This is a genomic window from Synechococcus sp. HJ21-Hayes, from assembly GCF_024345835.1.
In the GTDB taxonomy this organism is placed as follows: domain Bacteria; phylum Cyanobacteriota; class Cyanobacteriia; order PCC-6307; family Cyanobiaceae; genus Vulcanococcus.
The window spans coordinates 38,131-58,115 of record NZ_JAGQBW010000015.1 but is presented as its reverse complement, the minus strand read 5'-3'; the positions used below and the strand labels follow the sequence as shown (position 1 = coordinate 58,115).

Sequence of the window (19,985 nt, the reverse complement as noted above, 5' to 3'; positions counted from 1 at the left end):
GATCGGAACGGGATCGGGCCAGACCTTAAGGGGTCTCTCTGGTGGCTGCCCAGCGCAGTTGGCGAACCATGCCGCGCACCAGAGCCACGTCCTCGTCGCTCACTTGGGCCCGTTGCAGCAGGGCGCGCACTTTGGCCATGCGGGCGTGGGCGGTATGGGGATAGAGGAAGCCCACATCCAGCAGCAGCGCTTCGGCGTCGGCCAGCACCGCCTCGAGGTTGCCCCTGGCAGAGGGTTCTCCGGTCAGCTCGCAGCCTGGGGGCATGGCCGGCGCCGGGGCCTGGCGCTGCTGCTGCAGCTCGTGCAGGCAGATCGCCACGGCGTGGGAGAGGTTTAGTGAGGCGTAGGCCGGGCCGGTGGCGATGCGCAGCACCCGTCCTGCCTGCAGCAGTTCATCGTTGCTCAGGCCCCGGTCCTCCCGGCCGAACACCAGGGCCGCCACCGTGGGGGAAGCCGTGGTGCTGTCATCGGCATCACGGCCGGCCAGTAGCCAGCGCAGTCCTTCCTGGGGGCCGCTCAGGGGCAGGCCCTCCTGCTCGATGCGGCCACTGGTGGCCACCACTCGGCGGCAATCGGCCACGGCCGAGGCCAGGTCGGGGAACAGGGTGGCTTGCTCCAGCAGCCAGCCACCGTGCACAGCCATGCGCCGCGCTTCGTCCCCCAGGTGGTCGCAGCGGGGGGCCACCAGGCGCAGTTGATCGATGGCGAAATTGGCGCAGAGCCTGGCCACGCTGCCCACATTGAGGGGGCCCGCCGGCTCCACCAGCACCACCGCCAGCGTCACGAGAGCTGATGCAGATAGGAGAGCAGGTCGGCCATGGCCTGGGGCTCCGGTTGGAAGCGGGGCATCGGGGGCGTGCGGCCACTCACCACCTGCTGGATCAGCTGCCGGTTGTTCTTCCGCTCGGCCACGCCATGCAGGTTGGGGCCCACCAGCCCTTGGGCGGCCATGCCATGGCAGCCGGCGCAGTTGATCAGAAACAGCTGCTCCCCGCGCTCCATTGAGCCCCCCAGTTGCAACGTGCTGCGGGTGTAGGGATCGCTGCGGGCTGCCGGCAAGGCAAAGGCCAGCACCAGGACCACACAGGCCGTGGCCAGCAGCACCAGGGCGGAGATCAAGCCCCGCTTGGGGCCATCGGTGGGGGTTGGCGTTGGCTCTGCGGTCACAGTTGTTGCGCGGTGGTCACACTGCCCACCCGGGCCGTGGGAGAATTGTGCAACGCCTACCGGTTGCACCAGACCCATGATCGAACCCCTGCTCTGCGGCATCGTGCTCGGTCTGATTCCCGTGACCCTTACCGGTCTGTTTGTGGCCGCCTGGAACCAGTACCGCCGTGGTGGCGCCCTGGGGGGCTGATCCACGGGGCCACTGGCTCTCAGTGCTGGTGGCTGTCCAGCGTCTTGCGTTGCTTCAGCATCAAGACGGAGCTCGTGCCATAGCGCTTGTGCTTCACAGCGATCCAGCCTGGAGGAACTTCGGGCTGGGTCATTGTTGCGTGTTCCCACAGCAGTAGGCCTCCCGGTTTGAGCCAGCTGCCTTGCATCACCGCGGCGGCCACGGCCCCGTAGAGCTCAGCGCTGTAGGGCGGATCGGCATAGATCAGATCAAAGCCCTGGGCCATCGGCGAGCCGCTGCAGCGCTCCAGCGCCCCCGCCCCCAGCCAGCGCAGCACCTCCTGGGCCACCACCTCCACCGCTACGGGTTGGGGCAACCCTCTCGCCACGGCTTCGAGATTTTTGCGGGTTGTGGCCTGCATGCGCCGGTCCTGATCAACGGCCACAACGGCTGCCGCCCCTTTTTGCAGGGCCTCGCAGCCCATGACACCGCTGCCACAGAACAGATCCAGCCAGAAGGCTCCGGGCAGTTCTGTGGCCAGCATGTTCATCACCGCCAGTCGTACCCGGGAGGGCGTGGGCCTTGCCAGGCTGCCGGGCGGGCTCTGCAGTTTGCGGCCGCCGCTCAGGCGCAGGCTCATGACGGCTGGGCCACCCAGTTCAGCCAGCGCTGCAGCATCAGCTGGCCCGCCAGGCTCGATTTCTCCGGATGGAACTGGCAGGCGGCTACGGCGCCCTGCCAGAGGGCGGCTGTCACGGCCACGTCGCCGAAGGCCACCCGGCCGGTGATGCAGGCCGGATTGCTGGGCACTGCGGCGTAGGAATGCACGAAATACACCCAGGCAGGAGGGGCTCCTTCGGGCAGTAGTGGGCTGGGGCTGGCGGGTAGCAGGGGTGCCCAGCCCATGTGGGGAATGGGATGCCCGGGACTGCGGGGCAGCGCGGTCACGCGCCCCCGGATCAGGCCCAGGCCCCTGGCGCTGCCCTCATCGCTGGCTTCGAACAGCAGCTGCAAGCCCAGGCAGATGCCCAGCAGGGGCCGGCCAGCGGCGCACCAGGCCTGGATGGCCGGTACGAGCCCCGAGGCCTGCAGCCGTTCCATCGCTGGATCGAAGGCCCCCACGCCCGGCAGCACTAGGGCTGCGCAGGATGCCATGGCGGCAGGGGAAGGCACGGTTGTTACCTCGGCCCCCAGCCGCTCGAAGGCCCGCTGCACCGAGTGCAGGTTGCCCATGCCGTAGTCGATCAGGCCGATGCGGGTCATGGGCGTGGTGGTGTGGCGCAAAGACGTTGGCCAGGTTGTTCGATCGCGGCCGCGGCGAGCAGCTCCAGGCCGTTGAGGCGGTCGATCATGCGATAGAGCAGGCCCATGCGGCGCTTATCGAGATGGAAGCGCAGGCAGTGCCGCAGGATGCCGTGGGCATCACAACTCTCGCCCTGGCTGATGGCGCCTTCCTGCACCAGGGCGTCGAAGTCATGGTTGAGGCTGTGGAGGGTCTCGGCGGAAATGGCGCTGTGGAGCAACAGCTCCATCACGTCTTCAGCGAACTGGGCAGTATGGAACACCCGGTAGAACTGCGATACGTGATCCATGGCCTCAGCGGCGCTGCGGGCCTGCTTGAGCAGGGCAGTGTCCTCCGCGGAGATCAGGCCGCGGTTCACCACTACCTTCTGCATGTCCCCCAGCCAGCTTGGCCAGAAGTCGTCGCCGGTCGGAGCGAGCATCACCAAGTGCATGGGCGGGGTGCGCCCCGTCTGTATCACGGTCATCACCTCAGACCCTCGCTGCACGGCCTCTGCCGCTAACTCCTCGGCGAGTTGGTAGGAGGGGTCAGAGGGCTGGGTTCTGGCCAAACCAAACACCGCAACCTTGCGGGTGTGGTGGTGGTGCTGAAACACGTGGAAGCCGTCGCGAATGTCTGCAAGGGCTCCACTGATCAGCCACAACTCATCGAGATCGCTGCTGGTGCGCGAGATTTCCAGCAAACTCACGATGCTGGAATTAATGGAACGGCGCTGTGGATGGCCCAGCAGCAGAACAGCCAGGGCCTCCAGTTGACTTTCTTCCGAGGGAGCGAGGGCAGACCTGGTGGAACGCAGGGAAGCTGATCAGAGGTATTTGGAAATCGTGCCCGCGAGGGTGGTCTTGGGAACGGCGCCCACCACCGTGTCCACCTTCTGGCCGCCCTTGAACACCATCAGGGTGGGGATGCTGCGGATCCCGTACTGGCTGGCCACATTGGGATTCTCGTCGGTGTTCAGCTTGAAAACCTTGATCTTGCCCTCGAATTCCTTGGCGATCTCATCAACGATGGGAGCCACCATGCGGCAGGGGCCGCACCAGGGGGCCCAGAAGTCCACCAGCACGGGCACATCACTCTTGAGCACGTCTTGCTCAAAGGAGGCGTCGGTGACGGCAGCGGCGCTGGACATCCGAGGAGGGATCAGGGTTTTGGGAATCTAGCAACGCTGTTCGGCGTTGCATGCAGCCACCCTTGAAGTCGTAACCGTCGAGGTTGTAACCGTGGGTGGTGGCTGCTTGGTGCGCCTGCACCGGAAGACAGAAAGCCCGGACGCGCCGGGCCAGGGGGTGTGAGGAGTGTGTGGGCCGAAGCCCGCACGCCTCGAGGCTAACGCCGGCCTTTACTTGCCCATGCCTAGCTGCTGGGCCTTTTGGTAAACCTTGCCCTCGGTGAGCAGGGAGGGGGCCACGACCACCTCAACCTGTTGCATCTCCTTGAGGGTGCGGGCGCCGAGGGTGCCCATGGAGGTCTTGATGCAGCCCAGCAGGTTCTGGGTGCCGTCGTCGAGGCCGGCGGGGCCCCGCAGGATCTTCTCGAGGCTGCCGGTGGTACCCACCTTGATGCGAGTGCCACGGGGTAGGACCGGGCTCGGCGTGGCCATGCCCCAGTGGAAGCCGCGGCCGGGGGCCTCGGCGGCCCGGGCGATCGGTGAGCCGATCATCACGGCATCGGCGCCGCAGGCCAGGCACTTGCAGATGTCACCGCCCGTCACGATGCCGCCGTCGGCCACGATCGGCACGTAGCGGCCGCTCTCGCGCTGGTAGTCGTCGCGGGCGGCGGCACAGTCCGCCACCGAGGTGGCCTGGGGAATGCCGATGCCCAGCACCCCGCGGCTGGTGCAGGCGGCACCGGGGCCGATGCCCACCATCACGCCGGCGGCGCCGGCGCGCATCAGCTTGAGGGCCACGTCGTAGGTGACGCAGTTGCCGATCACCACGGGCACGCCAAAGTCGCGGCAGAGGGCTTCGAGATCCAGGGTTTCTTGGCCCTCGGGGCCGACGTGCTCGGTGCTCACCACCGTGGCCTGGACGAAGAAGAGGTCAGCTCCGGCTTCGGCGATGGCCTTTCCGAATTTGAGGGCCGCCACCGGAGTGGCACTCACCGCGGCGATGCCGCCCTTCTCCTTGATCTCGGCAATGCGCTGGCGGATCAGGTCTTCCCGCACCGGTTGGCTGTAGAGCTCCTGCATCAGGGGAACGAACTCGTCCTTGCCAACCGCGGCAATGCGGTCCAGCGCTGGGTTGGGGTCGTCGTAGCGGCACTGGACACCCTCCAGGTTGAGGACCCCTAGGGCCCCCTGCTTGGTGAGTTCCACGCACATGCCCCCGTCCACCACGCCATCCATGGCACTGGCAATGATCGGGATCTCGCGAGTGATGCCGCCCAGGGTCCAGCTGCTGTCCGTTACAGCAGGATCCACTGTCCGGCCACCCGGCACTAGGGCAATTTCATCGATGCCGTAGGCGCGGCGAACGGTACGGGAGCGGCCGAGCTGAATGTCCACCGGAGACCTTGACGCAATCGGGCCAAGCTATCAACCGGCCCGACCAGCCACTCCCTGCCAGGGGAGCTGTTCTCAGCGATTGCCGCGAAACGCAGCCCAGCGGCCTTTCACGTTGGCGATCACCTTCCCGCGGTCGCTACTGCGCACCAGATTGCTGAGGCTGAAGCGCACCACGGCCACCAGGCCGGCGAGTTCCAGCAGGCCTGGTAGCAGCGGCAGGCTATCCAACACCCCCAGCAAAGCGCCGTAGATGCGTAGCACCAGCAGCAGGCCGATCAGGCCGGCGGCGGCTGTGAGTGGTGTGCGGGATGTCTGCCAGATCTGCTGCAGCTGGCCGCTGGCGATCCACTGGCGCAGCTTGTCAAGCAGCAGGTCCCATTCGCCTCCTTCCGCGTCGCCGCCGCTGGGCCGTTCCAGGGCTGGCACCTCCATGGTGCTCACCACCGTGGGCACCTCGGGCACGGCCACGGGTTCAGGAGCCGGTTCCGGAGTGGGTTCAGAGGCGGGCTCTGCCTCCGCCGTAGGGCCACCCAGGTGCACAACCTCCATGGCTCGAGCTGTCTCGGTGGCGAAGGGCTGCTGGAGGGTCGGTTCAGGCTGCGGGTCTGCCGGCTGCTCCACCAGTTGCTCCGGCTCTTGCTGCGGCTGCGGCAACGGGGAGGAAGCGTCAGCCATGGGTCCGCAGTGGATTCAACGATGGGGGAGCTTACGGCCGTTTCCGTGCTGAGGGTGGTGCGGAGAGCCGGTGCTTCAGTCTGTTCATCCCTCCAGGGGCACCAGGGCGGGCCGCTGGCTCAGGGGAAGCAGGGGGAGGCGCAGGGGGAACTGTCCGGATTGCAGCTGGTTGCACAGTTCGGCGGCGATGGAGGCGGCCAGGCGCGGACTGTGGGCCGGAGCGCAGCGCAGCGGGTGCCCATTCAGCAGCAGGTTGCCCTGCTTGAGCTGGGCGTAGCTGATGGAGCCAAAGCTGGGTTTGATCCGGCGCGGGATGGCGAAGTCCAGCACCGGGGCTTCCAGGTCTGCATTCGTGCTGGCCACCTGCTGGGCCACGCTCGGGTTGATCAGGGGAATCGGAGCGGCGATGGCCACCAGCAAACTGGTGCCGTGGCCCTCCATAGCAGCGGCGCGCACCCACTCCGGCCGCAGGGCATGCAGGTTGACCTCCAGGCTGCAGCTCATGCCCGGGCTGGCGGCATGGCCGCTGACCAGGCGCCGGACAGCCGGATTGTGGCCGCTGCCGCAGCCGGTGACCCAGCCGATCGCTCCCCCCACCAGTACCGGTGAACCGGGGCCTAGCAGCGAGAGGCCCGGCATGGCCAGCCCGATGCTGCCGCTGCCGCCGCAGCTGTAAAGGGCCGTGGCGAAGGGCCCCAGCAACGGCCCCCAGGGGGTGCGGGTGAGCCCTTCGGCGCTGCTCACCGCTACCACGCCGTTTTCGCTGATGCCGCGGTGGAGCAGCAGCCGGCCTGCGCCGATGCGATCCAGGCTGAGCCTGGTTTCCAGCTCTTGACGCGGCTGCAATGCCGTGGGGTCTCCGCTGGCACTCAGGGGGAGATCGTGCCCCGCCAGCAGCGAGGCCAGCACCTGGGCGCCTCCTCTCCCCAGGGGCAGCACCAGATCCGTGCTGCCGTGCCCGCCGATGCCCTCGGCTCCGCCCAGACGAAAACGGCGGATGCGGATCGGGGGATCGCTGGGCCCCAGCTGCAGCACCAGGCTGGCTTGGTCGTGGAACTCCGCATTGGCGGCCACCACCACATCGGTGGCCTCGAAGGCCGCCGTGATCCCCGCTGCGGCCACCAGCTGCTGGAAGGCCGCCACCGTGCAAACCCGCAGCGTTCCCTGCCGCTGGCGATCCTGCAGGTCAACTTCAGTCCGCGGTGACGAGGTCATTGGCGGAACAGTCGATAAAATGCGTTCTAACGAAGGCGGTCTTGAATGGCGGATCCAAGCGGACCCGGAGAACTCACTCCCGGAGACTCCGACGGGCGGATCATCCAGGCGGACCTGCGCAACGAGATGTCGCGCTCCTATCTGGAGTATGCGATGAGCGTGATCGTGGGCCGGGCCCTGCCCGATGCCCGCGACGGCCTCAAGCCGGTGCATCGCCGCATTCTGTACGCGATGTACGAGCTGGGCCTCACTAGCGACAGGCCCTACCGCAAATGCGCCCGTGTGGTGGGTGAGGTGCTGGGTAAGTACCACCCCCACGGCGACACGGCGGTGTACGACGCCTTGGTGCGGATGGCGCAGGACTTCTCCATGCGCATGCCCTTGATCGATGGGCATGGCAACTTCGGCTCGGTGGACAACGATCCGCCGGCGGCCATGCGCTACACCGAGTCGCGGCTGCGGGCCCTCACCACCGACAGCCTGCTCGAGGACATCGAGAGCGAGACCGTCGATTTCATCGACAATTTTGATGGGTCCCAGCAGGAGCCCACGGTGATGCCTGCCCGCATCCCCCAGCTTTTGCTGAACGGCTCCACGGGCATCGCCGTGGGGATGGCCACCAACATCCCACCCCACAACCTCACTGAGCTGATCGACGGCCTCTTGGCCCTGATCGCCAACCCAGGCCTTGAGGACCGGGCACTGACGGCACTCATCACGGGGCCGGACTTCCCTACCGGGGGGCAGATCCTCGGCCGGCGGGGGATCCGCGAGATGTACAGCACCGGCCGCGGTTCGGTGACCATGCGGGGCGTGGCCCAGATCGAGACCGTGGAGGGCAAGGGCCGCCCCGACCGCGATGCGGTGATCATCACCGAGTTGCCTTACCAGACCAACAAGGCGGGCCTGATCGAGCGCATCGCCGAACTGGTGAACGACAAGAAGCTCGAGGGCATCGCCGACATCCGCGATGAATCTGATCGCGATGGCATGCGGATCGTGATTGAACTGCGGCGGGATGCCTACCCGCAGGTGGTGTTGAACAACCTGTTCAAACTCACTCCTCTACAGAGCAATTTCAGTGCCTACATGCTGGCGCTTGTGAAGGGGGAGCCGGTGTTGCTCACCCTGCGCAAGATGCTCGAGGTGTTCCTTGAGTTCCGCGTTGAGACCATCGAGCGCCGCACCCGTTATCTGCTGCGCAAAGCCGAGGAACGCGACCACATTCTGCTCGGCCTGCTGATTGCGCTCGATAACCTCGACGCGATCATTGCCCTGATCCGCAGCGCGGCGGACACCGCCACCGCCCGCCAGGAGCTCCAGGACCAGTTTGGCCTCAGTGAGATCCAGGCCGACGCCATCCTGCAGATGCAATTGCGGCGGCTCACGGCCCTGGAGGCCGACAAGATCCGCCTGGAGCACGAGGACCTGCTCGCCAAGATCACCGACTACAAGGACATCCTGGCCCGCAAGGAGCGGGTCCTGGCCCTGATCACCGAAGAGCTGCAGTCGATCCGCACCCGCTACGACTCGCCCCGTCGCACCGAGATCCTCGACCTCGAGGGTGGGCTCGAGGACATCGACTTGATCGCCAACGAGCGCTCAGTGGTGCTGCTCACCGAGAACGGCTATCTCAAGCGGATGCCGGTGAGTGAGTTTGAGGCCACGAGCCGCGGTACCCGTGGCAAGGCCGGCACCAAGAGCCATGGTGAAGAGGCCGTGAAGCTGTTCATCAGCTGCAACGACCACGATTCCCTGCTGCTGTTCAGTGATCGCGGTGTGGTGTACTCCGTGCCGGCCTACCGGGTTCCGATGTGTAGCCGGGCGGCCAAGGGCACGCCGATCGTGCAGTTGCTGCCCATCCCGCGGGAGGAGTTGATCACCTCGCTGCTGGCAGTGAGCGCCTTCGAAGACAACATGGTGCTGGTGATGCTCACCAGCGGTGGCTATGTGAAGCGCACGCGGCTTTCCGCCTTTGGCAATATCCGCTCCAACGGTTTGATCGCCATCTCCCTCGAGGAGGGCGATGCCCTCACCTGGGTGCGCCTGGCCCTCCCAGGCGACAGCGTGTTGATCGGCTCCCGCAATGGGATGACCATCCACTTCCGCCTCAGTGATGAGGAGCTCCGTCCCTTGGGCCGCACGGCCCGCGGCGTTCGTGCCATGAACCTGCGGCCGGGCGATCAGTTGGTGAGCATGGATGTGCTGCCGGTGGAACTCGCCGATCGGGTGGAAGGTGCCGCCGCTGGCGAGGATGACGAGGGCGACAGCGAGGAGCTGGCTCCCAGCGAAGGCCCCTGGGTGCTGGTGGCCTCGGCCAGCGGCCTGGGCAAGCGGGTGCCGGTGGATCAGTTCCGGCTGCAGAAGCGGGCGGGTATGGGCCTGCGCTGCATGAAGTTCCGGCGCGATGGCGACGTGCTCGTGGGCCTCAAGGTGCTGGGGGCCGGTGAGGAGCTCCTCTTGGTGAGCGAGCGGGGTGTGATTGTGCGCATGCAGGCCGATGCAGTGCCCCAGCAGTCGCGAGCGGCCACCGGCGTTCGGCTGCAGAAGCTGGATTCCGGCGACCGCCTCTCCGAAGTGGTGCTAGTGCCCCCCGCTCCCGAGGAGACCGAGCTGGAAGCCCCTGCGGCTGCCAGCGCCAGCACCGAGGCCTGATCGCGGATGGCGGTCGAGTTCTGGAGCGCCAACACAGTGAGCGACCTGATTCAGCGGGACGTGCTGGGCCTGGCCACCACCAGCATCGACAAGGGCGAGCTCACCTTCTCGCAGCAGCCTTGTGGCGATACCACGATCTGGAAAGGCCAGGCCAGTGATAGCGGCATCCGGGCCCTCCGCTCCCGCGATGCCAGTGTCCACTTTCCCTATTTGTGCTTCTGCGGTGACGCCACCGCCGTGTTTACGCCCGTGGATCTTGCAGCCCTGGGCACAAGCCAGGGGCGGCCCTTGCAAGAGCTGGTGGCGGAGGCGGCGAGCCTGCAGGCCAACAACAGAGCCGTATGGGAGCTGGCCCTGTGAGGCAGCCTGCTGAGCCTGTTGAGGTGCTGGTGATCGGCGCAGGGCCTGCTGCCCTGTGCATTGCCGGCGCTTTGGCTGAGCGCGGTCTGGCCGTGCAGGGTCTGGCCCCGGACGACCCTGCCGCTCCTTGGCCCAACACCTATGGGGTTTGGGGGCCTGAGGTGGATGCGTTGGGCTTGCAGCATCTCTTGGGCCATCGCTGGAGTGACACCCGGAGCTACTTCGGCGATGCCGTCGCCAGTTCCGCCGTGCAACACGGCATCGACTACGGCCTGTTTGATAAAACCGCCCTGCAGCAGCACTGGCTTGCGCAGTGTCTGCGCGGCGGTGTGGATTGGCAGCGTGGTGTGGCGGCATCCATTGAGCACGATGCTCGCGGCTCCAGGGTGCTCACCGCGGATGGCGCGTTGATCGCGGCCCGTTTGGTGATCGATGCCAGTGGCCACAGGGCGGCCTTTGTGCAGCGTCCCGATGAGGGGCCGGTGGCAGGCCAGGCTGCCTACGGCATCGTGGGCCGCTTCTCACTGCCACCGGTGAATCCCGGGCAGTTCGTGCTGATGGACTATCGCTGCGACCACCTCAGTGAGGCGGAGCGCCGCTGCGGCCCTCCCACCTTCCTCTATGCGATGGATGTCGGTGAGGGGATGTTTTTCGTGGAGGAAACGTCCCTGGCGCTGGCGCCAGCGGTTCCTTACGACCTGCTCAAGGACCGACTGCTGCGGCGATTAGCTCACCGCGGTGTCGATGTCCTGGACGTGCAACACGAGGAGCACTGTCTGTTTCCGATGAACCTGCCGCTGCCGGATGTTCGGCAGCGGGTGCTGGCCTTTGGCGGTTCCGCCTCGATGGTTCATCCTGCATCGGGCTATATGGTGGGTTCGCTGTTGCGCCGAGCTCCTGCCCTGGCTGAGGCGATCGCCGCTGGATTGAGGCAGCCTGAGCTATCGATTGATCAGCTGTCGCACCAAGCCTGGCAGGCCCTTTGGCCCCTCGAGCTGCAACGCAAGCATGCGTTGTATCGCTTTGGCCTGGAGAAGCTGATGCGATACCCCGAGGATCAGCTACGGGCCTTTTTCGCCACCTTCTTCAGCCTCCCGGCGGAGCAGTGGTTTGGCTTCCTCACTAACACCCTCAGCCTTCCCCAGCTCATTGCTGCCATGTTGCGATTGTTCGTCGTGGCCCCCTGGCGTGTGCGCTGGGGGCTGATGCAGCAGCAGGGACGCGAGCTGGCGCTTCTGGGGCGCTTGATCAGGCCATAAGGTCCCCAGTTGGCTTTTCTCTTGGGGAGGGTTGGTGGTGTTTTACGACCTCACGCTGTCCACCGATTGGGTTGAGCCCGCACACGAGCTCCCTTGGCCAGCCGTGCAGCCAAAGCAGTGGTTGCCCCACGCAATGGCGCGGTCCTCGAGATGGTCGGCTGTGATGGTGGCAATCGTTGGATGCGTTGTGTTGCCGAGCGGGCTGATTGGCAGATGCAGCATCTGGTTGAAATCGCAGTCATACAGATGACCGTCGGGTGCTACGGAGAGGGTGTCGCGGCACATCAGCCCGCAGAGCGCCAAGGGGTTAAAGGCTTCTTGCAGCACGCTTAGGTAGTTCGATACTTGGCCTTCGCTGTCCAGTTGTTGCAGGAAGCGGGCAATCGGCATGTTGTTCAGGCCGATCAAGTTGTCGAAGCTCACGCCAGCCTCGGCCTGGAGACGCTGTTTCCAGGCCTGTTCATCGCAGGCCGTGAGGTGTTGCAATTGGGTGCCGCTGGGATTGCTCATCAAGGTGAGCGGCAGGTTGGGATGGCCCAGGCCATAGCCCAGGGCATTGAGCCGCCGCAGCGCTTCAATTGAGGACTCCCAGGTGCCCTCACCCCGCTGGGCGTCGGTGGCGGCGGCCTCGGGCTTGGGCAGGCTGGCCACGATCTCCACCTGCTGCTCCGCCAGGAAGCCGGCCAGATCGGCCAGTGCCGGCAGTAGCAGAACCGTGAGGTTGCAGCGGTCGATCACGTGGCAGCCCTGGTCGCGTGCAGCCCTCACCAACTGCCGAAACTGCTGGTGGAGCTCCGGCGCTCCGCCGGTGAGGTCCACCACGGCGGGCCGCAGGCGTTGGATCGCCGCGATGCACTGCTCCACCACCACTGCGGGCATCTGGGTATGCCCCTGATGGGGCCCCGCCTCCACGTGGCAATGGCTGCAGGTCATGTTGCAGAGCTTGCCCAGGTTCAGCTGCAGCACCCGCAAGCGGCCCCGGCGGGGCACCTGCAGGTCCCGGTCCTGCAGATGGGCAACAAATCCGGCCCCAGGGGGAAGCCCCGCTCCCAGCAGAGCTCGTTGCTCCTGGGGTTCCAGCACGGGCCGGGGGATCGTGGTCATGGGGCAGGCAGCCGGGCCCAGTCGGCCGCGTTCACAAGGGGGAACAGACCATCTTCGCGGGCCACGGCTTCCAGCCAGTCCGCGGGGGGAGGATTGTTGGTGTCGATCGCCTCCAACAGCCGCCAGAAGCGGGTGAGGTGCCGCTGGATGCGTTCGCGGGCCAGTTCGGTGGTGGTGCCGGCCCGCAGGATGAAGCTCCAATCCGAGCTCTGGGATAGCAGAAGTTCGCGGGCCGCCTGATGCAGCAGGTTGCGGGCTTCGGCACTGCCGACTCCCTTGGCCACCCGCGCCACCATGGCTCGGGATGCACGGTGCCACTCGGGGATCACCCAGGCATTGCTCTCGTTTAACCAGTAGTGGTGGTAGCCCCCTTGCCCCCAGCTGGAGGGGGAGGGCTGGCAGAGCTGCAGGGTATCGCCGCGGCTGAGGCTCTCCCGCAGGGTCACCAGGCCCACACCGGCTGCCGGGGCCTGACGGAACAGTTCCCCGAGGAATTGCGGTCCTTCAAACCACCAGTGGCCAAAGAGCTCCGCATCGAAGGGGGCCACCAGCAGGGGGCGGCGCTCCATGGCGGTGCCCAGCGCCTGCAGGTGCTGGGACCGACCCTCCAGGTAGTGGGCCGCGTCGCGGCGGACAGCGGCTAGGGCAGCCGCGGGGTCGTAGGCCTGTTTCTGATCGAGGGGGCACTGACGCCCGCTCACCCGGTGCAGCTTGAGGCCGAGGGGCCGGGGGCAATCGATGCCGCGCTGGCTGAGTTCGTCTGGGGGTAGATCCCAGCCCAGGTCGCGGTGGAACTCGCGGTAACTGGCATCGCCGGGGTAGCCCTCGCGAGCGCTCCACACCGGCAGGGTGGATTCGCTATCGCGGGCGAAGAACGCCATGCTCGCGGGGGTGCAGATGGGTGCATACACCCCGTAGCGGGGACGCGGCAAGCCGTGCAGCAGGCCGTGGGCGTCAAGGATGGCGTAGCGCAGCCCGCAGCCCACCAGCAGCCGATCGAGCCCCTCGTAATAGGCACATTCCGGCAGCCAAATCCCCTGGGGGCGTGCCCCCAGCAGGCGTTCGTGCTCCCGCACTGCCGTGAGCAGCTGGGCCCGCACCGCTTCAGGACAGTCGCGCAGCAGGGGCAGGTAGCCGTGGGTGGCGGCACAGGTGAGCAGATCGAGCACGCCCGCCTGTTGCAGCAGGCGGAAGCGGGGCAGCAGATCGCCGTTGCAGCTTTGCCAGATGGCGGCCGTGTGCTCCAGCCGCTCGGCCAGGGCGGTGGTGGCCGCGCCATGGCTGCTGGGAGCTTGCTGCAGCAGCTCCAGCCGCACCGTGAGCCACGGCCCGAAGCGGCGGCTGAGCTCCCCGCTGCTCAACAGCGACAGCAGGGTTGGCGAGAGGCCCAGGCTCAGCCGTGGGCTCTGGGCGGGATCGGCAGCTGCCGCCTCCAGGGTTTCCAGCAGGGGGATGTAGCACTCGAGCAGGGCCTGGAAGTACCAGTCCTCCTCCAGGGAGCCAGGCTCGCTGGAATGCACATAGGGGAGGTGCGCGTGAAGCACCAGGGCCAGGTCGCCGGCGGCCAAGGGCCCACCTCGCAGTTCAGCAACTTTAGGTGCAGCTTCTAGGCTCAACTTCAGTAATGGGGTGCCGATGCAGCTGGCTCTGGCGGTCGATGGCCACAGCATGTTCTACGTCCAGCAGAAGCTGGGCTGGTTCTTCGACCCGCGCCGGCTGCTGGAGTACGCCACGGCCACTCCTGGTCTGGAGATCGGCAGTGCCTTCTGGTACACCGGCCTGAAGGATCCCACCGACCAGCGGCCCTTCCGCGATGCCCTCACCAGCCTGGGCTTCACGGTGCGGGCCAAGCCCCTGCGGGAATTCGGCAACGACCCGGAGCAGCGCCAGTTCGCCAGGGCCAACTTGGACGTGGAGATCGCCATCGACCTGATGGCCGTGGCCCACCGCACCGATGAGGTGTGGTTGCTGAGCGGCAGTCGCGACCTAGAGCGCCTGGTGGAGGTGCTGCGGGCCCGGGGCCTCAAGATCGTGGTGATGAGCACCGATGGCATGGTGCCGCGCGAGCTGCGCAACGCCGCCGATCGATTTGTGGATCTGGCCAGCCTGCGGCCCCAGCTGGAGAAAGCTGAGGCCCTCCAAGCACCCGTGTTCAGCCGCTCCAGCTGACCACAGCAGGCCGGAAGCACGCCACACCCCTAGACTGGGGCTAACTCATAACCATTCCGACTTGTAGCCGCCATGGCCCGCGATCCCGGCCGGGTATTGATCTTCGATACCACCCTGCGCGATGGGGAGCAATCTCCGGGCGCCAGCCTCAATCTTGAGGAGAAGCTGGCGATCGCTCAGCAGCTGGCTCGCCTCGGGGTGGACATCATCGAGGCGGGCTTTCCCTTTGCGAGTCCCGGTGATTTCAACGCCGTGCAGCGCATCGCCGCCGCGGTGGGCACGGCCGATGGCCCGGTGATCTGCGGCCTGGCCCGGGCGGCCCAAGGCGACATCAAGGCCTGTGCCGATGCCGTGGCCCCCGCTGTGCACAAGCGGATCCACACCTTCATCGCCACCAGCGACATTCACCTCGAGCACAAACTGCGCAAGAGCCGCGCCGAGGTGCTGCAGATCGCTGGCGAGATGGTGGCCTACGCCTGCTCTCTGGTGGACGACGTGGAGTTCTCCTGCGAGGACGCCGGCCGCTCCGATCCGGAGTTCATGTATCAGGTGATCGAGGCGGCCATTGCCGCTGGGGCCACCACCATCAACATCCCGGACACGGTGGGTTACGCCACCCCCGTTGAATTCGGGGCCCTGATCGATGGCATCAACCACCACGTGCCGAACATCGATCAAGCGGTGATCTCGGTGCACGGTCACAACGACCTGGGCCTGGCCGTGGCCAACTTCCTCGAGGCGGTGAAGAACGGTGCTCGCCAGCTGGAGTGCACCATCAACGGCATCGGCGAGCGGGCTGGGAATGCCTCTCTCGAGGAGCTGGTGATGGCCCTCTATGTGCGCCGCAGCTACTTCAATCCCTTCCTGGGCCGTCAGGCTGAGAGCAGCGAGCCGCTCACGGGTGTGCGCACCGAGGAGATCACCAAGACCTCCCGGCTGGTGAGCAATCTCACCGGCATGGCGGTACAGCCCAATAAGGCGATCGTGGGGGCGAATGCCTTTGCTCATGAGAGCGGGATTCACCAGGATGGTGTGCTCAAGAACCGCCTCACCTACGAGATCATCGACGCCCGCACGATCGGCCTGGCCGATAACCGGATCTCCCTGGGCAAGCTGAGCGGTCGCAGTGCCTTTCGAGCTCGCCTGGAGGAGCTGGGTTACACACTGGAGCGCCAGGCCCTGGATGATGCCTTCGCCCGGTTCAAGGAGCTGGCGGATCGCAAGCGCGAGATCTCCGATCGCGATCTCGAGGCGATCGTGAGTGAGCAGGTGCAACAGCAGGATGAGGCCGTCTACAGCCTCAAGCTGGTGCAGGTGAGTACGGGCACAAATCTGCAACCCACGGCCACTGTCACCCTGGTGAACAGCGATGGCGCTGAGCTCACCGAGGCTGCCATTGGTACAGGGCCCGTGGATGCGGTCTGTCAGGCCCTCAACCACCTGGCGAGGGTGCCCAATGAGCTGGTGGAGTTCTCAGTGAAGAGCGTCACCGAGGGCATTGATGCCATGGGCGAGGTGACCATTCGCCTGCGGTCCGATGGAGTGCTCTATTCCGGACACGCCGCTGATACCGACATCGTGGTGGCTGCGGCCCAGGCTTTCGTGAATGCCCTCAACCGCTTGGTGGCAGGTAGCCAGCGAACGCCCTTGCATCCCCAGAAGGGGCCCCTGCCGGTGGGGGATCTGGCGCCCGCCGACCGACCCAGGCTCTGAACCGGTCCGAGAGTCTGTCGTTATGAGCGAACTCACCAGCGGGAGATCCCGCAGCCTCGCGGCCAGTGCCCTGCAGCTGGTGCTGTTGTTGCTGGTGGCCCTGGCCATGCTGGTGCCCCTGTTCTGGCTGGTGAGCACCTCGCTGAAGGGCCCCGCCGAGGACATTTTCACCACGCCGCCGGCCCTGCTGCCCAGCCAGCCCAGCCTGGAGGCCTACGGGCGCTTGTTCCGCGATAACCCCATGCTGGGCTACATCGTGAACAGCACCATCGTGAGCGGGCTGGCGGTGCTGGCCAACCTGTTGTTCTGTTCCCTGGCGGCCTACCCCCTGGCGCGGATGCGCTTTGCCGGCCGAGGGTTGGTGCTGGCCCTCGTGGTGGCCACGATCCTGATTCCTTTCCAGGTGGTGATGATCCCGCTCTACCTCTTGATGGTGCAGCTGGGGTTACGCAACACCCTCTGGGCCCTGATCTTGCCCCAGGCGGCCACGGCTTTCGGCATCTTTCTGCTGCGTCAGAGTTTCGCTGGCGTGCCGGTGGAGCTCGAGGAAGCGGCCCGCATCGATGGCTGCACCCCTGTAGGGGAGTGGTGGAACGTGATGATCCCTGCTGCCCGGGCCGATCTCATCACCCTGGCGATGTTTGTGTTCATCGGCACTTGGAGTGATTTCCTCTGGCCCCTGGTGATCCTCGACGACCCCAAGCTCTACACCCTGCCCCTGGGGCTGCAGCAGTTGGCCAGTAGCTTCTCGCTCGACTGGCGACTGGTGGCGGCGGGATCGGTGGTCTCGATTCTGCCGGTGCTGCTGCTGTTCATTGGCCTGCAGCGCTACATCCTGCCCAGTGCCAGCGGCGATGCCGTGAAGGGCTGAGGGCTGAGGGCTGCGCTGCGCAGAGCATCTTCATTCGTTGTGGCTCGGATCAGCGCTGGGCCCAAGCCCACACCAGCAACACTGCATAGCCCCCCAGGCTGGCCAGTTGTAACAGCACCTCCAGTCGCTCAGCCCGCCGTTGCATGGGAGCGGTGTTGCCTGTGGCGTACCGGTCCATGACGTTGGCGCACCAGATGAATTCGCAGAAAAAGATCAGCGTCGCCAGATAGGAAAACGCATACAAGCCGTCGAGCACCGTGAGGTATGGCAGGGAGGGCAGGCTGTCGCGGTAGGCCTGTTGCATGAACACCAACGTCAGCAGGACGACCGGTGGAATGGCGAGGCGCTCTGAGCTGAAGCTGGAGCGCAGATTTGGGGTGAGCAGCATCACGGTCATCGTGATGGCCAGGGGCATCAGCCACTTCACCAGGGCTGCCCAGCCAATCGGCTGGTAGGTGAGCTCCATTCTGACTCCCTCGGTCTCGTTGTAGAGGCGCCAGCTCGCGAGTTTGTAGCCATTCATGTTAGTGCGCTTGCTAACGCCGGAGCCCTCTTGGATGGCCTCTAGGCGAATGGCTGGTGGATCGGCAATGGCAGTGGGAAAACTCGGATCAGGTGCTAGGTGGAGTGTCAGTGGTAGGGCGCCAAAGGGATAGCTGCGATAGTCGATCTCGTCAGAATAAAAACTGCCGTTGAAGCGATAATTCTTGCCCAGATTGCTTCCCGCACGAATTGCGCTGCTTGTTGGTTCCACCGCAGAGTTCCATGGCTGCACCATGTTCTGAAAGCGCAGCAGGCTGATCGGATCGATTCCGGCTGCGAGCCACTGCCCCATCTCTGTTTCTGGCGCTGTCACCTGCAGGGTGCCTTCCACCGTGTAGGTCTTGTCACGGGAGGAGAAGCCGTAGACGTTGTCCACATCCATCGACACGGACAAGGGGACCAGGCGCGGCTGAGAGGGTGGCGGTGCTGCGGCCTCAGAGGCCTGTGGCCATGCCAGTAGGAGTGTCAAGGAAAGAGCCACAAACCATCCTGCTGCCCAATGCCACCAGGATGGTTTGTGGGGCTTGATGACCCGTGGTTGGTGCTGGAGCACGCCTGCTGTCTGGGATCTCACGCTTGTGCTGACGGTTGGCTGAGCAGGGCCAGGGCCCGTCGATGGTCCCATGCTGCCAACGTCTTGAGGCGTTGGCCTCGCTTGCTCTGCTGGGTGTCTATCTTCTGGATAACATTTTCAGTGGTCTGGCTGACGATAGCTTTACCGCCGTGGTGCTGTTCAGTTCAGTGCTCGGGGTGCTGCTCTAGGGTGTCGATAACAAGGGCCGGCTGCTCGAGCCTCTGGAGGTGATGCGCCAGCTGTTTGCGCGCCTTAGCAAGCTGGTGGCACTCGTCATTCTCTACGGCATTTTTCCCATTACGGCTCTCAATGTGGTGCGGCTTGACTGGCCGCAGCTGTTGCGTATTCACGGCTTTTTCAGCACTCGCTGGTGGCCTTTCTGCTGCTGAGCCTGCTGTGCGTTCGAGCGGTTCTGGTACTGACCCCCTGGCGCTCAAAGCCAGCAGTGCGAACTTGCTGATGGCCCTGCCGCTGTTGGTCGCCAACCTGCGCCAGGAGTTGCCGGTGGCACTGGATCCCCAGCAGCATCATCCCGAGGCTGTTGATGAAATCGTTCCCCTGGTGTCGCTCGGATTTGCCCTGCCCACCTTGGGGCAGGTGGCCGCCCTGTGGTTCATCCCGTTTGCGGGCTGGTACGTGGACCAACCGCTTCAGCCCAGCGAAACAGCTCGTATGTTGCTCACGGCCATCCCCGCTGCTGTGTTAAGCCTGAAGGCGGTAATGCGCCAGGAGTTGCAGACCCGTGGTTTGTCCATGGACCTACTCCAGCTCGTGTACATCAATGGTGAGTGGCTCTACCGCTTCGAGAAGGTGTTGGCCCCCGAGGGGTTGGTGGTGCTTGCGGTTCTGCTGTACGCACGCGTAGTGGGCGCCCTGCGGCTCAATCCCCTCCGGCCTCGGCGCGGCGGCCCGTGCCTATTTGGCGCGTTCCCTTCAGGGCACCTACCGCAACGACCAGAAACTCCTGGGTCTGCGTTCCGCAGCCGCTCGCCCGCAATCGGCTGCGCTCCGCCAGCTCATCCCTGAGCCTGTTTCCCTGGCGGCGATCCTCAAGCGCGGTGTGCTCCGGGTTGGGGTGCGGGCCGATGGTTTGCCCTGGGCGTACCGCAAAGCCCGCGGTGAGCTGGTGGGCTACGACATCGATCTGGTGGAAGGCCTTGTGCGCAGCCTGGGGGTACGGCTCGAGGTCCGTGAGGCCTGCCTGGAGGCCCTCGAGAGCTGGCTGGATTCCGGCCGCATCGAGCTGGCGGTTGGCGGGATCCAGACCAGCCCACAAAGGGCGGTGCGCCATCAGTTAAGCCAGGGCGACCAGCGGGTGCATCTGGTAGGCAGGCCGCTGGTGCTGGCGGTGAGTGATCCGCAACTGCTCACGGGCGACCTCAGGGATCAGCTCCGCAGTGAGCTGGTGGGACCCTCGGGCCAGCTCAGCCTGCAGCTGTTGCCCCTGGCCGACAAGCGCCAGTTCTTCTCCGCCGCCGGCCCGGCCTGTTTCGATGGGTTGCTCATCTCGGCGGAAGCTGGATCGTCCTGGGCCGTGCTGCACCCGCGGACCAGCTTGATCGCTCCCTTTGCAGATCGCCTTGCCGGGGAGTTGGTGTGGGCGATTGCCGGGGATGACGTTGCCCTGTGCCGTTACATCAATGCCTGGCTGGCCCGCGGCCAGATGGAGGCGCTGTTCAGCCACTGGGTGCGCATTGAGGGCTGA

The 19,985-nt window shown here is 65.7% G+C and carries 22 protein-coding genes; 10 read left to right on the top strand and 12 right to left on the bottom strand.

All coding sequences use genetic code 11. The annotated features are described in order from the left end of the window. Window positions 1-25 precede the first annotated feature (25 nt). Window positions 26-784, bottom strand: a complete 759-nt coding sequence (locus tag KBZ14_RS12085) for an RNA methyltransferase (RefSeq protein ID WP_255118584.1) — start codon at window positions 782-784, stop codon at window positions 26-28. Next, window positions 781-1,167, bottom strand: coding sequence for a c-type cytochrome (locus tag KBZ14_RS12080; protein ID WP_255118583.1), 387 nt, complete (start codon window positions 1,165-1,167; stop codon window positions 781-783). Before KBZ14_RS12080 ends, KBZ14_RS12085 begins: the two co-directional genes overlap by 4 nt. Window positions 1,168-1,243: 76 nt before the next feature. Between KBZ14_RS12080 and petG the strand changes: the two genes are divergently transcribed. Further along, window positions 1,244-1,357 carry a cytochrome b6-f complex subunit V gene (gene petG, locus KBZ14_RS12075; protein ID WP_255118582.1) on the top strand — a complete coding sequence of 38 codons (114 nt, stop codon included), beginning with the start codon at window positions 1,244-1,246 and terminating at the stop codon, window positions 1,355-1,357. A gap of 19 nt (window positions 1,358-1,376) precedes the next feature. On the opposite strand, the gene rsmD is transcribed toward petG, so the two are convergent. The 7 genes from rsmD to KBZ14_RS12040 form a co-directional block, all read right to left on the bottom strand. Further along, window positions 1,377-1,976 carry a 16S rRNA (guanine(966)-N(2))-methyltransferase RsmD gene (gene rsmD, locus KBZ14_RS12070; protein WP_255118581.1) on the bottom strand — a complete coding sequence of 200 codons (600 nt, stop codon included), beginning with the start codon at window positions 1,974-1,976 and terminating at the stop codon, window positions 1,377-1,379. Then, window positions 1,973-2,599 (bottom strand): imidazole glycerol phosphate synthase subunit HisH, encoded by a 627-nt coding sequence (gene hisH, locus KBZ14_RS12065; protein ID WP_255118580.1) that lies wholly within the window; start codon window positions 2,597-2,599, stop codon window positions 1,973-1,975. The genes rsmD and hisH overlap by 4 nt, the downstream gene beginning before the upstream one ends. After that, a complete protein-coding gene (locus KBZ14_RS12060; RefSeq protein WP_255118579.1) occupies window positions 2,596-3,327 on the bottom strand; it encodes a hypothetical protein in 732 nt (243 codons plus the stop codon). Before KBZ14_RS12060 ends, hisH begins: the two co-directional genes overlap by 4 nt. A 117-nt stretch (window positions 3,328-3,444) precedes the next feature. Then, the gene (trxA, locus tag KBZ14_RS12055) at window positions 3,445-3,768 is read right to left on the bottom strand and encodes a thioredoxin (protein WP_255118578.1); all 324 of its coding nucleotides are present in this window, start codon (window positions 3,766-3,768) and stop codon (window positions 3,445-3,447) included. A gap of 210 nt (window positions 3,769-3,978) precedes the next feature. Beyond that, the gene (locus KBZ14_RS12050; protein ID WP_255118577.1) at window positions 3,979-5,142 is read right to left on the bottom strand and encodes a GuaB3 family IMP dehydrogenase-related protein; all 1,164 of its coding nucleotides are present in this window, start codon (window positions 5,140-5,142) and stop codon (window positions 3,979-3,981) included. A gap of 72 nt (window positions 5,143-5,214) precedes the next feature. Further along, window positions 5,215-5,817: a CAAD domain-containing protein gene (locus KBZ14_RS12045; RefSeq protein ID WP_255118576.1), complete on the bottom strand. Its 603-nt coding sequence runs from the start codon at window positions 5,815-5,817 to the stop codon at window positions 5,215-5,217. Window positions 5,818-5,901: 84 nt separating this feature from the next. Beyond that, window positions 5,902-7,032, bottom strand: a complete 1,131-nt coding sequence (locus KBZ14_RS12040; protein WP_255118575.1) for a homocysteine biosynthesis protein — start codon at window positions 7,030-7,032, stop codon at window positions 5,902-5,904. A 45-nt stretch (window positions 7,033-7,077) separates the two neighbouring features. On the opposite strand from KBZ14_RS12040, the gene gyrA reads away from it, so the two are divergent. From gyrA to crtL, 3 genes are read left to right on the top strand one after another with little or no spacing between them, the layout of a single operon-like run. After that, complete coding sequence (gene gyrA, locus KBZ14_RS12035; protein WP_255118574.1) at window positions 7,078-9,687, top strand: DNA gyrase subunit A; 2,610 nt, start codon at window positions 7,078-7,080, stop codon at window positions 9,685-9,687. Window positions 9,688-9,693: 6 nt separating this feature from the next. Further along, entirely contained in the window at window positions 9,694-10,047 is a 354-nt protein-coding gene (locus KBZ14_RS12030; RefSeq protein WP_255118573.1) for a hypothetical protein, read from the top strand. Beyond that, on the top strand, window positions 10,029-11,306 hold the full coding sequence (crtL, locus tag KBZ14_RS12025; protein ID WP_399211233.1) for a lycopene beta cyclase: 1,278 nt from the start codon (window positions 10,029-10,031) through the stop codon (window positions 11,304-11,306). Before KBZ14_RS12030 ends, crtL begins: the two co-directional genes overlap by 19 nt. Window positions 11,307-11,348: 42 nt before the next feature. Here crtL and arsS read toward each other — a convergent pair whose 3' ends face one another. Further along, complete coding sequence (arsS, locus tag KBZ14_RS12020) at window positions 11,349-12,410, bottom strand: arsenosugar biosynthesis radical SAM (seleno)protein ArsS (protein WP_255118571.1); 1,062 nt, start codon at window positions 12,408-12,410, stop codon at window positions 11,349-11,351. Beyond that, window positions 12,407-13,978, bottom strand: coding sequence for a 1,4-alpha-glucan branching protein domain-containing protein (locus tag KBZ14_RS12015; RefSeq protein ID WP_255118570.1), 1,572 nt, complete (start codon window positions 13,976-13,978; stop codon window positions 12,407-12,409). Before KBZ14_RS12015 ends, arsS begins: the two co-directional genes overlap by 4 nt. Window positions 13,979-14,045: 67 nt before the next feature. On the opposite strand from KBZ14_RS12015, the gene KBZ14_RS12010 reads away from it, so the two are divergent. The 3 genes from KBZ14_RS12010 (at window position 14,046) to KBZ14_RS12000 (ending at window position 17,163) form a co-directional block, all read left to right on the top strand. Further along, window positions 14,046-14,579 carry a LabA-like NYN domain-containing protein gene (locus KBZ14_RS12010; protein WP_255118569.1) on the top strand — a complete coding sequence of 178 codons (534 nt, stop codon included), beginning with the start codon at window positions 14,046-14,048 and terminating at the stop codon, window positions 14,577-14,579. A gap of 72 nt (window positions 14,580-14,651) precedes the next feature. Next, window positions 14,652-16,292 (top strand): 2-isopropylmalate synthase, encoded by a 1,641-nt coding sequence (locus tag KBZ14_RS12005; RefSeq protein WP_255118568.1) that lies wholly within the window; start codon window positions 14,652-14,654, stop codon window positions 16,290-16,292. A gap of 22 nt (window positions 16,293-16,314) precedes the next feature. Then, window positions 16,315-17,163, top strand: a complete 849-nt coding sequence (locus tag KBZ14_RS12000) for a carbohydrate ABC transporter permease (protein WP_255118567.1) — start codon at window positions 16,315-16,317, stop codon at window positions 17,161-17,163. Between the two features lie 49 nt (window positions 17,164-17,212). Here KBZ14_RS12000 and KBZ14_RS11995 read toward each other — a convergent pair whose 3' ends face one another. After that, a complete protein-coding gene (locus KBZ14_RS11995; RefSeq protein WP_255118566.1) occupies window positions 17,213-18,100 on the bottom strand; it encodes a hypothetical protein in 888 nt (295 codons plus the stop codon). A 410-nt stretch (window positions 18,101-18,510) separates the two neighbouring features. On the opposite strand from KBZ14_RS11995, the gene KBZ14_RS11990 reads away from it, so the two are divergent. From KBZ14_RS11990 to KBZ14_RS11980, 3 genes are all read left to right on the top strand, one after another. After that, window positions 18,511-18,669 carry a hypothetical protein gene (locus KBZ14_RS11990; protein WP_255118565.1) on the top strand — a complete coding sequence of 53 codons (159 nt, stop codon included), beginning with the start codon at window positions 18,511-18,513 and terminating at the stop codon, window positions 18,667-18,669. A gap of 70 nt (window positions 18,670-18,739) precedes the next feature. Continuing rightward, window positions 18,740-19,306: a hypothetical protein gene (locus KBZ14_RS11985; RefSeq protein WP_255118564.1), complete on the top strand. Its 567-nt coding sequence runs from the start codon at window positions 18,740-18,742 to the stop codon at window positions 19,304-19,306. Continuing rightward, window positions 19,200-19,985 carry a transporter substrate-binding domain-containing protein gene (locus tag KBZ14_RS11980; RefSeq protein WP_255118563.1) on the top strand — a complete coding sequence of 262 codons (786 nt, stop codon included), beginning with the start codon at window positions 19,200-19,202 and terminating at the stop codon, window positions 19,983-19,985. Before KBZ14_RS11985 ends, KBZ14_RS11980 begins: the two co-directional genes overlap by 107 nt.